A 14947-nucleotide genomic window follows, 5' to 3' on the forward strand; every position below is an offset into this window, starting at 1 on the left:
TCTCTCGTATGGCCGCCCCTCTATCTTATAGGTTATTATTGCAACAGTTACTACCAACATGAACAATTGACAAACAAGATCAGCCTTATATAATGCGCCTATTCCGAAACTCGCTGCGGAAAAACAAGTTTTAGAAAAAACTAATACACCATTCTCTAACTTTAAAGGATGCTAATGAAACGCTACGCAAATGTATTTCGCCTTATTGCTCTGTCTCTGAGTCTATCACTTATTTTTTCTACCTCAGCTGCTGCTGAACCCGCTAATCTCACCTTAGTCAAAAAAGAGTTGATTCAATACCATGATTCGGGAGAGTATCAGCAGGAATTAGCCGATAAAATTAAGCAAGCCCGGCAATACATTATTCAGCAGGCGATTGCTAATCAACAGCATACGTCCAAACAAAAATTAGCATTAGTTTTAGATATAGATGAAACCAGTTTATCCAACTACGATAAAATGATTAAGCATGATTTTACTGCCAATCGTGCTCGGATTCACAAAGAAATCCTGGCAGCAAACGCCCCTGCAATTAAACCCATGTTGGCTCTTTACCAAGCAGCTAAAAATCATGGTATTAAAGTGTTTTTTGTAACTGGTAGAAATGAGTCAGAGCGAGCAGCAACAGTAAACAACCTAATCAAAGCGGGTTATACCAACTGGACGGGTCTTTATTTACGCCCAGAAAAATACTCTGCCTCCTCCATTATTCCTTTCAAAACGGATGCAAGAAAAAAAATCAGCGAGCAAGGTTACACTATTATCGCATCAATTGGTGACCAATACAGTGACATTCGCGGAGGCTACGCTCAGAAAGGGTTTAAATTACCTAATCCCTACTATTATTTGCCATAAAAATAACAAAAGCATTCAGCAATCGCAGTTCGGGCAATGTGTTGCCCGAACTGCAACTTAAATTTAAATTTAAATTTAAATTAGAGTATTAAATCATGTTACTAAAAAAACCATAATCTATCATTTGAGCAACGTATTATCCCATACAGCGCATCAAAAATGCGCAGATGTCGAATCTCCTATTATATCTTCTATCATTATAAGAAATGTCTTGCACCTATTTAGAACAAAGTCCCTTATTGTATTTTTTATCCTTTGCTATACTGATTTCAGAGTAAAGACAATGGATGTCTTAAAAGGACTTTAGTCTCGGTATCAAGGACGATACCCGCCACAAGGATGTGGATGATTACTCTAGCTAACGGAAAAGGACTCATCTGAAATGCTAACAGCGGATGGGTCTCCCCTCCACTTCAAAAAGTTACTTCACCAGAGTTAGTAGCTATTTTCGTTCATTTTTTACCGCACTTAGTTAAAAGAAAAATCATCCGATTAAATGCAGCTTTTAAGAGATTACCCAAGGTCTATTCACAGAGTTATCCACAGAAAATGGGGATAAGTTAGTATTTATTTAAAGTCAATTAATTTGTCACAATCCATGTAGGGCAAGGGGTTTTATAAAAAGAGAGTCTAAATTGAAAATAATATCTGGGAAAGAAATATAAGAATATCCACAAGAAAAGATTGAGTGGATAGATTTAGGCGGATTGCCATCATAACAAAAAAATTATAAAAAAACAGTCTTGACTTAGGTTTTTTTAATCTTTAATAAAACTAGAGTTGAAAAAAATCAAATTTCAGTGGCCATGTAAAGTTAGCGGCTACGACCCTCTCCCGCGATAGAGTATCTATTTTTACTCAAAAATTTTTTTCACAGGCGCGGAGCTTTTTGTGTCATCAAAACATTATTCCACTGCGAATCCCCTCTTCTTCGTAGGAGAGGGGAAACCATCTCATCGACTCCTTAACCTGGTAGCTATAGGCCCATTTATGAGTAAGTCGAAGAATACTGTTACACTTAGACGGTCTTTTTGCTTTCGAATAGCCTGCCTTTCATACGAATGGCATTGACCTCTATTGTTAGGAATTTAATGTAATCATAGGTAACATAATAATCCCCTTGATCACCTGCAAATCTGGACCAAGAATTCCGTAAAGTAAACACCCCTCGGTTAACATTACCCTCTTCATCAGTTACTTCTATATTATCATCGTATCCAGTAATAACTAACTCATGACCTGCAATAATAATGTCACTATTCATCGCATCTTGTAGAATCTCAGGTGTTAACATCCAAGTATCATTGTAGGCTCTGTTAGTACCTACAGCCCCAGCATCCCCATTCTTAATATCTAACAGTATGCCGACAGTTAAACGATTGCCTTTTGCCAACTCTTCTTTAATCTGTCTGATGATTTGATCCATATCGGCTTGTGCAGAAAATGAATCTTCATCAGAAAGCAAAGGCTCCCAGTTGATTAAATTGGATAAAGGAATACTATGTGCCATAAATTCAGTATCAGACATAGGAGTGCCCTCATCGGTCTGATTATCTAAGGGATACTGCCTCACCCCTGCACAACCATTCAGTTTTTGGTAGTTCTGACTGATAATGCCATAGTCACTAATCTGTTGTAATACCCAGGGAGCTAAAGAACCATTCCAGCCGCTTGCTTGTATTTTATCATGGATGGCCAAATAACTGCCTAACTCAAGATTGCATAACTGGCTAATATAATCACCCGCACCTAAAGCCGCATCTAGAGCCGCAGTCACAGCAAAAGTCACGCAACTACCATGATAGCCTTGATCCAACACGGGTGTTAACTGCATTCCTAATTTTATCTTAGGTGGTAATTCAGATGAAAAAGAAGCATTAGACACTGAGTTCTTAGGATATTGCTTCAGTTGCTCATGCAAATAAGATTTTGCACTGGGAGATAATTCATATTTAGGTAGACGGAACTTTAAATGATGTACAGCACCATATTGATTTTTAGGATTCAGCTGAATATCTACTTCCCCCTTCAAAGTCACCTGGCTGGCGCAAACCAGAGAGGTAGACAGTGACAAAATTGCTGCATTAATTAGTTTATTCATACATTACATCCCTTTAATTTAGACCTTTAGCATCATATCAAGAGGTAATGTAAATGCAATAAATAATCTTTTGCAAAGTCCTAAGCTTTAAAATTAGGGAATAAATGAAACAAATTGCAACAATTAGAAAACAATTAGCCTATAGGCACTCAATATGATATCATGTTGCCCACTATTTATTTTTATACGCATAATTGAGTAAAATTTATGACAAATCCTGTTCGTATTATTAATCCAACACTCCCTGAAAATATTCCTATAGTTATTGCTTTGGCAAAATCAATCCTCGGCAATAATCCTGGACTGTTAGAACACTACACCGTTTATTCTTTAGGAGAAAACACATCCTATGCTTTAACCCTGCCAGTTCTTCAATTTATCGCTGACCCTACAGTCAACTCGAACGTCCCTGCTGTCCGCTTAGATATTTTTGAACCGAGTAGTGAAAATAATGGAAATTTTGGCAAAGTTTATCCGGTCATCAAATCCATAATTCCACACAACGATAATGGAGTTTTTGATGATTCAGGTTCCTATGTAGTTAAAGAAATGACCGCAAATGAAAGCGCGCCTAGTGATAAACCCAACAAGCCGAATTGGTTTGTTCGCGTAGCAAATAAAGAGCAATATCTAGGAGGACAACATCCAACATTGGGAATACACTATACCTTAGTAAAAAGGGAAAAAACCTCATTCTTACATATGAATCGTGCCCCTGGTTTATCTCTGGAGCATTATAGAAACAAACTCTCTGGCGAGCAGTTTTTAAGCCTTGTTTGTACCTTGATAGAAGAAGTACCACAACAAATTCATCGTATCATCGATGCAGGAAAACACAAAGGCCGCATGATGATTCATTGCGATCTAAAGCCAGAAAATATTATGGCTGCCTATGTGAACGGTCAATGGACCGTCACGGTTATAGACATGGGATTAACCAAAGCAATAGAAAAAGATAGCCACTATTCTACCCTACAACCCTATGGCAACAAACTGGTATGGGATGGCGAAATGCTGCTTGCTGATATGAATGAAGAACCCAAGATCTATGATATACAAAGCGATTTATATGCATTATTTATCTGTATCTGTGAACTGGCTGGCGCACCATCCAGAGACGAACTCACTGATGATGAAGTGCTCAATGATATAGAAAATCCCGATCTTACAGGCATTTTCAGCACTATGAACTTTGATTTAAACATGAAAAACCAATTGGAACAAGCCATTAGAGGAGCTCTTCGTGCTAACAAAATGCAAAGAACACCTCATAATGAAGTCTTAGTTGTTTTTCAAAAAGCATTAGCAGAAGTTCGCAAAAATAAATTGATGCCTCAGATGACAACACCGAATACAAACACCATACAAGTCACAGCTGAAGGCCTAAAAGTGTGGGTAGAGCAACCTCTAGACCAGATGATACTTGTGGAAGAAAATAAAGGACGAGATAGAAAAATTACGCTGAAATCATGGCTTGGGCAGTTTCGCAAATTGTGCTCTTTGGCAAGTGCGGAAGAAAGTAAACGATTTAATACGTGGTGCTCCAGTAGCGTAAATTTTCGTTTCCAGAGCATTTTTATTTTCAATTTACTGCGGTTTAATTTGCTTAATGAGTACAATGATGAGGCATGTGTTCGCCTCCTTCTTCGTCACGAACAACTCATCGCACCGTTAAAAACAGAACAATTTTTACCAGACCTTTGGCAAAAACGTTTTCAAATGCTTACTCATTCAATGTCGCTACAATTGACAACAACACAAGCCGATCAATGTGCGGAATTGGGTCTGCTAAAACGCAATATAAGTCACTTCTTGAAGCAAAAAATCCATGAGAAATCGCTTAAGTTATTCCATGTTATGCAACAGCAGCTCGCTGAACAATTGAAGTTAGATTATAAAGACTGGGTAGAGCAATTACCTGAATTTGCTAAGTTGTTTAATAGACAATATCAATGTGTTGTTAAAACAGAAGAGTTACGCAAGAAAATAACTCCAATCTTTTCTTCACAGAATGACCTTAAGCAGCAATTTCAAAAATGGGGACTGACGATCTTTAATAATGCCGAGGAAGGAAATTTTCCTGAGAAAATTGATGAGTATTTTACTCATTATTCCTTCCTCTTTGAGTTGCTGACTCATTTTGACACTCAACGTCAAGTTATAATGCCTCTATTTGATCTAGTTCCAGAATTAAACCAGTCCCCTATTAATTGGCAGTCAATTGAGGAGTCTATTAAGAAATTACAACTGGCTGATTTACAAATGGTTACGGCTTTGTCTCAAAAGTTAGAGTTACTTCTTTTAATTCATGATGTCTATGCATGCTTAATTAATCAATCTGATGTCATTATTGAAGCAAATAAAACGAAGTTCGCTACATTGATTAAACATGTAGTAGACCAAACACTACCTGAAAAAGAACTCAAAACCAAGTTCGAAGAGATGAACGATTATTTTGAGGATTTAGATGAATTAGGTTCCTTTATGGACCAATGTGATAAGCCATACCCTAATATCCAAGAAGCCATTGGTATTTTATTAAACAATAACTACAAGATTGTAGAGCTCGCAGATGCAATACGTGCTAAGAATCAAGACTTCCTGCTGATAAGGCTGGATAGAGGTTTAAAAGTTATCTTATCTGAAGGTGAAAATTCATCAGCATTAAATGAACGGATTTTTACCGAAATGTCTCGATTTTTTGCTATCCCCCTTAGATACATTCCGCCAACTCCCAAGGTACATTCACAGGGTAATTTCAATAGCATGTTCCTACTACTGCCGAACACGGAAAAAGATGAAATAACGACTCCATTTCACTTTCGTTTTTAATTTGTTGGATGGCCATTTATACATTCTAAATTGCCCCACTCTATCCTTGCCTGTCTCATGACAGGTAAGGTACTCTTAGTTCATTTGACCTCGAAGGAACTATTTAATGAATGCTAATCATACTGAAAAGCTATTTTCCTATGGCACCTTGCGCTATGAAAATGTCCAGTTAACTAATTTTGGTCGTAAACTAGAAGGCACTCAAGATGCTTTACCTGGATTTGCTCTGTCTATGATTGAAATAAAAGCTCCTGAAGTTGTTTTAACCAGTGGCGAGAGATTTCATCCAATTATTACTTATACTGGCAATCCCTCCGATCAAGTAGAGGGCATGGTGTTTCATATCGGCAGCGATGAATTAGAGCAAGCAGATAAATATGAAGTAGCAGAATATAAACGCATCAGTGTTCAACTAGCCTCAGGCATTCAAGCTTGGGTGTATATCAACGCAGAACAGCCAGAAAATCAAGGATAAGCTCATGGCCTCCTTGAATATTTTTATTTACACCCAATATAAGGTGTAAGCAACTTGCTATTTGTTCAGTTATACTATGGTTACTTAATAAAAAAGGGGCAGGTCAAATGCGTAATCTTTTTACATGTTTACTAATTACATTACTATCATTTGGATTGGTAGTTAATGAAGCAGCAGCGAAGCGTTTTGGTGGGGGCCGTAGTTTTGGGGTACAACGTTCACAAAGTAGTCTAATGTCATCACATAAACCACAACAAAGTACTGCTGCATTGGGACAGAAGTCTCCTGCAAGCAAATGGGGCGGCATGCTCGGTGGTCTTTTAGTTGGAGGTTTATTAGCCAGTTTGTTTATGGGGCATGGGGTAGCCAGCGGAATCATCTCCTGGTTAATTCTTGGAGCCGTAGTATTTTTCATTGTCGGTTTCTTCCGCAGAAGAATGCAACCCAGTATGCAAGGGGCAGGATCCAATGCATTTGGGCAATCATTTAGTAATTTTACCCAACAATTTACTAACAATAATCCTGGTGGCTCATCCAGCAATAGCTCAGCCTCAGATTATCCAGCAGATTTTGACCAAGAGAATTTTTTGCGTGATGCCAAAGTTTGTTTTATACGACTACAAACTGCTTACGATCAAAAGAATCTGCAAGATTTAACAACCTTTACTGCTCCAGAAGTTTTTGGAGAAATTAAAATGCAATTGGACGAGCGTGGCGATTCTCCCAATAAAACAGAAGTCATTACTTTAAATGCAGAATTGCTCGATGTTTCAAAACAAGTCGACTCTAGTATAGCCAGCGTTCGTTTTACTGGAACTATTAAAGAAAATGATGATCCTATTACTCAACTTAATGAAATATGGCATTTCCGTCGATTTGGTAACAGCAAAGATTGGGTTGTCGGCGGAATCCAGCAAGAAATAAATCCACTTTAATCAAGTCGAAATCTCATAAATAGTAGGTTGGCTTCTGGACACAACAGGAACCCGACCTACATTACTCCCGTCATCTGTCTCCAAAAGGAGCCTGCCATTAAGTTAAGATATTTCGAATTCTCGCGGCATTAGGTCTATAAAATAAACCCTTACTTTAATGTCAGTTTCGGATATGAATTGTAGCCTGGGTTCCGCTAGCGCGGCACCCAGGCTACAAGCCCAATCTATCTAGTATTGAACATTTATAATTTCGTATTCAACTATACCACCCGGAGTGGTCACTGTGACGGTGTCATCTAATTGCTTACCAATCAAAGCACGACCAATAGGAGAGCTATAAGAGATCTTATTCAATTTAATATTGGCTTCGTCTTCACCAACAATTTGATAGGTCAGTTCGGCATCTGTTGCAACATGGCAAATAGTCACTGTTGCACCAAAAATAACTTTCCCTGTATTAGGTATCTTACTAATATCTATTATTTGCGCATTTGATAATTTTGCTTCAAGCTCCTGAATACGGCCTTCATTAAAACTTTGTTGCTCTCGCGCAGCATGATATTCAGCATTCTCTTTTAAGTCACCATGTGCTCGAGCCTCAGCAATAGCTTCAACAATACGAGGCCTATCTACAAATTTTAAGCGCTTTAATTCTTCTTTTAATGCTTCTGCCCCTGGTACGGTCATGGGATGTTTACTCATATCCACCTCTAATGTAAATCCTGTAAGCGAGTTACTGTTTCTCTATCTTCATATTTCATAGCAAGACATGCTGCTTCCGCTCCTGATAAGGTTGTAGTATAGCTAACTTTGTGCTGCAATGCATTGCGTCTAATAGCAAAGGAATCCGCAATAGCTTGCTTACCCTCAGTTGTATTCACAATAAAATCTATTTCATTATTTTTTATGTAATCCAACACGTGCGGACGACCTTCTGCTACTTTGAAAACCCGTCTGCAATCAACACCCGCAGCTTGTAAGGCAAGAGCAGTGCCACGTGTGGAGATTATTTCAAAACCTAACTCAATTAATCTCTTAGCAATTTCACCGACTCGTGTCTTATCTGCATCGCGAACGGAGACAAAAGCCCGTCGTCGCTTGGCTATATGACAACCAGCACCCAACTGAGCTTTAGCATAAGCTTGTCCAAATCGCTTGGCAATACCCATGACCTCTCCCGTAGATTTCATCTCGGGCCCAAGAATGGAATCTACCCCAGAAAACTTAATAAAAGGAAAGACGGGTAATTTAATGGAGTAAAATGTTGGCATGTGATGATTCTGAGTTAGGCCCTGTTCTTTTAAGCTAATTCCTACTTTACACAATGCCGCGATTTTAGCTAAAGGCAATCCTGTAGCTTTTGAAACAAAGGGAACTGTTCTTGAAGCGCGTGGATTCACTTCCAACACGAAAATATCATCAGCCTGAATAGCAAATTGAGCATTAATTAATCCCACGACCCCCAACTTCGAAGCCATTTGCCGCATTTGTTCCATTAAATCCTGCTGTACTACCACACTTAAACTAAACGGAGGCAGGGTACAGGCTGAATCACCAGAATGGATGCCCGCTTGTTCTATATGCTCCATGATGCCACCAATAAATACCTCTTTGCCATCACAAACAGCATCAATATCTACTTCGATAGCATCGTTTAAAAATCTATCGAGCAATACTGGGGAGTCGTTAGACACCGATACTGCATGAGATAAATAATGACGTAAATCATCTTCCTGATAGACTACCTCCATAGCCCTTCCGCCGAGAACATAGGAGGGTCTAACCACGAGAGGATAACCAATACGATTGGCCAACTCTATCGCCTCCGCTTCACTCCTAACGGTACCATTCTCTGGTTGATGCAGTTTTAACTCAGTTACTAACTGCTGAAAACGCTCCCTATCCTCAGCTCTATCAATAGCATCAGGGGAAGTACCAATTATCTTTGCTCCATTTGCCTCTAATGCCCTCGCCAATTTTAAGGGGGTTTGTCCACCATAATGTACAATAACCCCGTCAGGTTGTTCTACATCGACGATGGATAGAACATCTTCTAAAGTAACTGGCTCAAAATACAATCGATCTGAAGTATCAAAATCTGTTGATACCGTTTCTGGATTGCAGTTCACCATAATAGTCTGATACCCGGCCTCTCTTAATGCCATCGCTCCATGGACACAGCAGTAATCAAACTCTATACCTTGACCTATACGGTTAGGCCCACCACCAAGTATCATAATTTTTTTCTTATCGTGCTCTGGGCGCGCTTCACAACTTCCTTCATAACAAGAATATAAATAGGCTGTGTCACTGGGAAACTCTCCAGCACAAGAATCAATACGTTTGTATACAGGAGTAATCCCTAACTCCAAACGCCTTGCTCGAACTTGTTCCTCTGTGCAATACATCAATTTAGCCAAGTAACTATCAGCAAATCCACGACGCTTTAATAGATGCAATGTAGCCTTATCCAACTCATGAACCGATTTGCCAAATACACTGCGCTCCAAATGCACTAGCTCTTCGATTTGGGCTAAAAACCAGGGATCAACACGACTTTCCCCATGAATTTCCTCTAACGATAATTTTTGTCGAAATGCATCAGCGATATACCACAGTCTATCGGGAGTGGGTTCTCGCAAATGTCCTCTTAAGCGAGCAATATCTCCCTTTTGAAAAATAGAATGTAAGCCGCTACGCCCTATTTCCAAACCTCTAATGGCTTTTTGCAAGGACTCCTGAAAATTAGAGCCTATGGCCATTACTTCACCAACTGACTTCATTTGTGTCGTTAAGGTTGTAGGTGTTTGAGGGAATTTATCAAAATTAAAACGCGGTATTTTAGTCACTACATAATCAATACTGGGTTCAAAAGAAGCAGGCGTAATGCCTCCGGTAATTTCATTTTTTAATTCATCAAGTGTATAACCAACCGCTAATTTTGCTGCAACTTTGGCAATAGGAAATCCTGTTGCTTTAGATGCTAAAGCAGAGCTTCGAGATACTCGCGGATTCATTTCAACTACCAGCATACGACCATCTTCTGGATTAATGGCAAATTGCACATTAGAACCACCGGTATCAACTCCAACAGCTCTTAGTACTTTAATAGCCGCATCGCGCATACGCTGATATTCTTTATCAGTTAACGTTTGCGCTGGGGCAACAGTTATAGAATCTCCAGTATGGACCCCCATGGGATCAAAGTTTTCTATAGTACAAATAATGATACAATTGTCATTTTTATCACGCACAACCTCCATTTCATACTCTTTCCATCCCAACACTGATTCATCAATCAATAATTCATGAGTTGGTGAAAGCTCCAAACCTCGTGTACAAATTTCTTCAAACTCTTCACGGTTATATGCGATTCCACCACCACTCCCCCCCATAGTAAAAGAAGGGCGAATAATTGCAGGGAACCCTAGGCGCGCTTGTACTTGAATTGCCTCTTCCAAACTGTGGGCAATAGCAGAGCGCGGCATGTCCAACCCAATTTTAATCATTAATTGGCGAAATTTTTCTCTATCTTCCGCTCTATCAATCGCTTCACGCGTAGCGCCTATCATTTCAACAGAGTATTTGACTAAAACCCCTTCTCGTACCAAATCCAAAGCACAATTGAGTGCGGTCTGCCCTCCCATAGTAGGCAAAATAGCGTCTGGGCGTTCTATTTCTATGATTCGAGCAACTTCTTTCCATTGTACAGGCTCTATATACGTGGCATCTGCCAATTCAGGATCCGTCATAATCGTGGCTGGATTAGAGTTAACTAATATCACCCGATAACCTTCTTCTTTTAAAGCACGTACGGCTTGAGTACCCGAATAATCAAATTCACAAGCTTGCCCAATTACAATTGGACCAGCCCCAAGGATAAGGATGGATTTAATATCAGTTCGTTTTGGCATGATGGCAACAAAAAAAGAATAAAGTGATGTATTTTACCGAGTTTTGCCTAAAGATTATACCCTTAATTGATGATCTTTAATTAAAAGATAAGGTCTTGTGACAATTCATCAAGACAGGCTTATATTACACCTCTTCCACACTCGCTGTAATGAAGGAAGTGGCGAGTAATAAAGGCCTTAAATTGGTTTACTAAAATTTAAGTATATTGATTAACTAAAACTATCTGTAATCCATTTTCAGTTAGTGATAAATATTTATAGTTTGGATCCGCTGTTGTCCGCTCTAACCATTCATTGGCAATACAAATATCAGCCAATTTCTGAGCATCCTCTACAGAAACAGGAGCCTTTATTTTTTGAGAAAGCTTTGCTGCGGCCTCTTCTTCGATACTCAAAAATACTTGCTCTCTGGTAACGCCTTGGGCAACCATTTCATCATAAAACAATCTCAAAATATCCATTTCATTCATTTTTTTGCTATCCAACTCGTCATTCATAATTATTAGTATAGATTAGTTTAGTATTCATACTCTTTCAGACTATGACTATTAATACACGCCCCCATATTTCATGAAAAATATAGGGGACTTTTTAACTAATGAGAATTATTGATTCCAATATAAATGGCAATTTCATCTGTACTGACATAGAGTTCAAAATCAGTGCCAAACCGTCGTTGTGGCGCATTGTCATCCGCAAAATACTCCCAAATACGTCCCCAAGTTCTAATCACTATTTCTGGAATGAGTCCTTTATCTCTAAAAACCAAGTAATCGCCAGATTGAATGGCTACAGTATTGAATTCAAGGTCACCCATTTCTTGACTGATATTAACTCCTGCTGTTACGGTATAAAAATCTGATGCATCAGAGGAGTAATTGGAGTACACACCAAAAATAGGTGAGTTAGGGGTACGATAAGGAATGCTATTAGCCATATTTGTAGAAAAAAAATCATCCCATAATTTGGACAGCTTCGCTTTACCAGGATTAAACTCATCACTATTAATGGTTCGCACACTCAACCCAGCCACAAGAAACTCGTTAATTTGAACTAAATCAGGCTTATTCTCATTCATTCTATTCATCCTCATTGGTTTAAATTTATTGCTCTATTGAAATATTAGAGCTCTTGCATAACCAACGGATTTTGCTTGAGGTAAGGCATAAGTATCTCGAGGAACGGAGTTTACATATGAGTAAATGAGTACCAGAGAAACACTTATCACGCCGCATTCGGGCAAAAGTGGAGGTTATGCAAAAGATCTATTCATTGCTTGAGCGATAATACGCATATCATGTTCACTAAGAGGCACCAAACCAAAGCGCAATGGATATCCCCAGTTCATTCTCCCCTTAGTCAACTCTAAGGTATTCAAGAGAGGGATAATGGAGGCTTCTTGTGTAGGAAACCAGTCTACATCGAGCCTATAGGGACAAAAGCCAGCCGTCATCACAACCTGGTAAGGTTCACCATATTTCACTCGTCCTAGTGCAGTAAAAGATTGAATTTTGTCTTTTCCACGAAAAGTAATTGTTGGAGAATAATAAGTAATATAGTCTCCCGATTTGAGGCGGCGCAAGGGAGCTAATTGTCCATGACAAACTTGCATAATCCCTAATTGACGACCATGACGTACATGCTCTGCCGATGCCACTGCTAACCAATTCCTGTTCATGGTCACTCTCCTTTAACAGCAAATAATCAAAATGCAACAGGTCACTAGTATCCTATGTTACATCATCTTACTGACAGATTTTGTCAGTAGAAAAATAACCGGTTATAAGAGCGTGTTAGATACTCGCTACATCTAGGGGAAAGGAACAAAAAGCAAAGTATATACATCGCCTCTCTCAAAAGAAGACTATTGAACAGGAACTCTTTCAATTTCACGCCATTTTTTCAATAATCCCTGACGACGAGCAGGATAACGTGTTTCCATCACAGTAAGTTGGATTATCCTATCAGTACGAAAATGACGAAATTCTTGGCGTAACTCACACCAAGCAATCACTATACGAACTCGTTCAAAAAAACCTAAAGCAAAAGGCCAAATCACTCGCTCGGTTTTATTTCCCATCACGTCAGTATAAACAATAGTTAACTGCCGTTCCGCACGAATAGCGCTTCGGATCAAAGACAGCTCCTCATCTCCAGTCGCAATAGGTTGTCCAGGACCAATCAATAAAGAGGAGGCATTTAACTGATGGCGAAGATCTGCCGGCAAAACGGCAGAAATTTTGGCAAGAGCATTTCGTGCAGCAATTTTTAACTGGTTATCTGCTCTGTCAGCCACCCAGCGTGAACCAAGAACTAATGCTTCAATTTCTTCTTCTGAAAACATTAATGGAGGCAGCATAAATCCAGGCCGCAATACGTAGCCTAAGCCGGGTTCGCCATCTATCTGAGCTCCTTGTGCTTGTAAAGTAGCTATGTCCCTATAAAGGGTGCGCACACTTATACCTAATTCAGTTGCTAATTTGGCACCACTGATTGGAAAGCGATGACGCCGCAACATTTGCATCAATTCAAATAAACGTTCAGTACGGGACACTATATGATTCCTAGGAGATTTAATGCTGCCAAATTATGTCAGTATTAATCTAAAATGGCTAGTTAGAAGGTAAACTCTGTAGATTGCCTCATATAATAAATTGGTATGCGCTCAGCTAATCAGCTAAGAGGAGCCAATCTTGTGATACCATAATAAATTCTCCGCGTATTGAGCGTGTCTAGCGAGAAAACTTTAACCTGCAATTTTAGGCATAGTTTTTGAATGGATATTAATACAAGAAGAGGAGAGCACCATGAGCAATAATTATAAACTGATTAAAAGTATTCCAATTATTGTCTACATTGGAATTTCTTTCTGTCATAGCATTAGTACTATTTTCTAAAGCTATTGGCTAGTGACTAAAGCTCTTTCCAAACTCACTATAGTGAGGAAAGAGGGCTATTATAGGTAGTAATTGATTCAGCTATTGATTTAGTTAGCTTTAACTAATATTGCGGAACAATATTAAACTAAGAAGTAGTCTATTACCCTGCTTTAAATAAAAATCACTGTATCTTTCAGATCAGGCTTTAACTTCGATCTCTAATGTGACGACAAAAAAGCACGCAATGGAATAAAATACCCAGTTGGGATATAATTTATACATACCTGGGATTAGGTATTAGACTTTTATCGAAATTCTCTATAGCAAGTGAGATGAGAGAAGAAACGGAGCGCAGAACCGGAATGTACATCCATACATGGGAATTGGAGCACCGTACCAACAAAGCAATTCACCGAGACAGTAGCGTTTCGAACGAAGTCTATTAAATCAAGCTATTTGATTTAGCGACAAGGAGAGAATGAACAAATGAATAAATTTATATTACCTCATAAAATACAATTGTTTGTATTTATTTTAGGATTGTTGTTAATACAATTGCCTACAAGCACGGTACTTTTTGCTGGCAATAGCCCTGCACCTAATCTGCCAATGGAATCCAATCCTGTAGATGAGTCATATGATAGTGGCATAGTCACTCCCAATCCAGATGGAAGTAAGACTATCACTAAACCTGATGGCACAAAAATTACTATTGGTAGTGATGGTACCGCGTTTCAAACCAATCCGGATGGAACCAAAATAATGCAAAAAAATGATGGTTCGATTGTGATAGCCAGCCCTGACGGCACTGTTGTTGTCAAAAATAGCGATGGCTCATCAGTAACAACGAACCCAGATGGTTCAAAAATTATTAAGAATGTGGATGGCTCTATTATTCGTCTTAAGAAAGATGGAACAGTTATTCATTAGACCTCTTGCATAACCGCGGTTGCAAG

At 38.9% G+C, this 14947-nt stretch carries 12 protein-coding genes; 5 read left to right on the forward strand and 7 right to left on the reverse strand.

Annotated features, from left to right (window positions below; all coding sequences use genetic code 11):
* Positions 1–174: 174 nt before the first annotated feature.
* The gene (locus LFA_RS11620; RefSeq protein WP_045096336.1) at positions 175–855 is read left to right on the forward strand and encodes an HAD family acid phosphatase; all 681 of its coding nucleotides are present in this window, start codon (positions 175–177) and stop codon (positions 853–855) included.
* Between the two features lie 1018 nt (positions 856–1873).
* Here the strand turns inward: LFA_RS11620 and LFA_RS11625 are convergent.
* Positions 1874–2956, reverse strand: a complete 1083-nt coding sequence (locus LFA_RS11625; protein ID WP_045096337.1) for a C1 family peptidase — start codon at positions 2954–2956, stop codon at positions 1874–1876.
* Between the two features lie 207 nt (positions 2957–3163).
* Between LFA_RS11625 and LFA_RS11630 the strand changes: the two genes are divergently transcribed.
* The 3 genes from LFA_RS11630 (at position 3164) to LFA_RS11640 (ending at position 7198) form a co-directional block, all read left to right on the forward strand.
* On the forward strand, positions 3164–5788 hold the full coding sequence (locus LFA_RS11630) for a protein kinase family protein (RefSeq protein ID WP_045096338.1): 2625 nt from the start codon (positions 3164–3166) through the stop codon (positions 5786–5788).
* A 106-nt stretch (positions 5789–5894) separates the two neighbouring features.
* A complete protein-coding gene (locus LFA_RS11635; RefSeq protein ID WP_045096339.1) occupies positions 5895–6263 on the forward strand; it encodes a gamma-glutamylcyclotransferase family protein in 369 nt (122 codons plus the stop codon).
* 107 nt (positions 6264–6370) lie between these two features.
* A complete protein-coding gene (locus LFA_RS11640) occupies positions 6371–7198 on the forward strand; it encodes a Tim44 domain-containing protein (RefSeq protein ID WP_045096340.1) in 828 nt (275 codons plus the stop codon).
* Between the two features lie 228 nt (positions 7199–7426).
* Here the strand turns inward: LFA_RS11640 and greA are convergent, their stop codons facing one another.
* The 6 genes from greA to LFA_RS11670 all read right to left on the reverse strand — a co-directional run bounded on the left by greA (position 7427) and on the right by LFA_RS11670 (position 13666).
* Positions 7427–7900 (reverse strand): transcription elongation factor GreA, encoded by a 474-nt coding sequence (gene greA / locus LFA_RS11645; protein ID WP_045096341.1) that lies wholly within the window; start codon positions 7898–7900, stop codon positions 7427–7429.
* Between the two features lie 8 nt (positions 7901–7908).
* Positions 7909–11112, reverse strand: coding sequence for a carbamoyl-phosphate synthase large subunit (carB, locus tag LFA_RS11650; protein WP_045096342.1), 3204 nt, complete (start codon positions 11110–11112; stop codon positions 7909–7911).
* Between the two features lie 197 nt (positions 11113–11309).
* Positions 11310–11582 (reverse strand): hypothetical protein, encoded by a 273-nt coding sequence (locus LFA_RS11655; protein ID WP_045097576.1) that lies wholly within the window; start codon positions 11580–11582, stop codon positions 11310–11312.
* A gap of 125 nt (positions 11583–11707) precedes the next feature.
* Positions 11708–12190 (reverse strand): GyrI-like domain-containing protein, encoded by a 483-nt coding sequence (locus LFA_RS11660; RefSeq protein WP_045096343.1) that lies wholly within the window; start codon positions 12188–12190, stop codon positions 11708–11710.
* 174 nt (positions 12191–12364) lie between these two features.
* Positions 12365–12790 (reverse strand): EVE domain-containing protein, encoded by a 426-nt coding sequence (locus LFA_RS11665; protein ID WP_045096344.1) that lies wholly within the window; start codon positions 12788–12790, stop codon positions 12365–12367.
* A 186-nt stretch (positions 12791–12976) separates the two neighbouring features.
* Positions 12977–13666, reverse strand: coding sequence for a helix-turn-helix transcriptional regulator (locus LFA_RS11670; RefSeq protein WP_045096345.1), 690 nt, complete (start codon positions 13664–13666; stop codon positions 12977–12979).
* An 811-nt stretch (positions 13667–14477) separates the two neighbouring features.
* Here LFA_RS11670 and LFA_RS11675 point away from each other — a divergent pair.
* Positions 14478–14921: a T-complex 10 C-terminal domain-containing protein gene (locus LFA_RS11675; protein ID WP_045096346.1), complete on the forward strand. Its 444-nt coding sequence runs from the start codon at positions 14478–14480 to the stop codon at positions 14919–14921.
* The last annotated feature ends 26 nt before the right edge of the window (positions 14922–14947 follow it).

The organism is Legionella fallonii LLAP-10, assembly GCF_000953135.1.
Classification (GTDB): domain Bacteria; phylum Pseudomonadota; class Gammaproteobacteria; order Legionellales; family Legionellaceae; genus Legionella; species Legionella fallonii.

Coding starts and splice junctions, on each gene's coding strand:
- LFA_RS11640 (WP_045096340.1), top strand. CDS start 6,371: ATGCGTAATCTTTTTACATGTTTACTAATTACATTACTATCATTTGGA.
- LFA_RS11675 (WP_045096346.1), top strand. CDS start 14,478: ATGAATAAATTTATATTACCTCATAAAATACAATTGTTTGTATTTATT.
- LFA_RS11635 (WP_045096339.1), top strand. CDS start 5,895: ATGAATGCTAATCATACTGAAAAGCTATTTTCCTATGGCACCTTGCGC.
- LFA_RS11665 (WP_045096344.1), bottom strand. CDS start 12,790: ATGAACAGGAATTGGTTAGCAGTGGCATCGGCAGAGCATGTACGTCAT.
- LFA_RS11630 (WP_045096338.1), top strand. CDS start 3,164: ATGACAAATCCTGTTCGTATTATTAATCCAACACTCCCTGAAAATATT.
- carB (WP_045096342.1), bottom strand. CDS start 11,112: ATGCCAAAACGAACTGATATTAAATCCATCCTTATCCTTGGGGCTGGT.
- greA (WP_045096341.1), bottom strand. CDS start 7,900: ATGAGTAAACATCCCATGACCGTACCAGGGGCAGAAGCATTAAAAGAA.
- LFA_RS11620 (WP_045096336.1), top strand. CDS start 175: ATGAAACGCTACGCAAATGTATTTCGCCTTATTGCTCTGTCTCTGAGT.
- LFA_RS11625 (WP_045096337.1), bottom strand. CDS start 2,956: ATGAATAAACTAATTAATGCAGCAATTTTGTCACTGTCTACCTCTCTG.
- LFA_RS11655 (WP_045097576.1), bottom strand. CDS start 11,582: ATGAATGAAATGGATATTTTGAGATTGTTTTATGATGAAATGGTTGCC.
- LFA_RS11660 (WP_045096343.1), bottom strand. CDS start 12,190: ATGAATGAGAATAAGCCTGATTTAGTTCAAATTAACGAGTTTCTTGTG.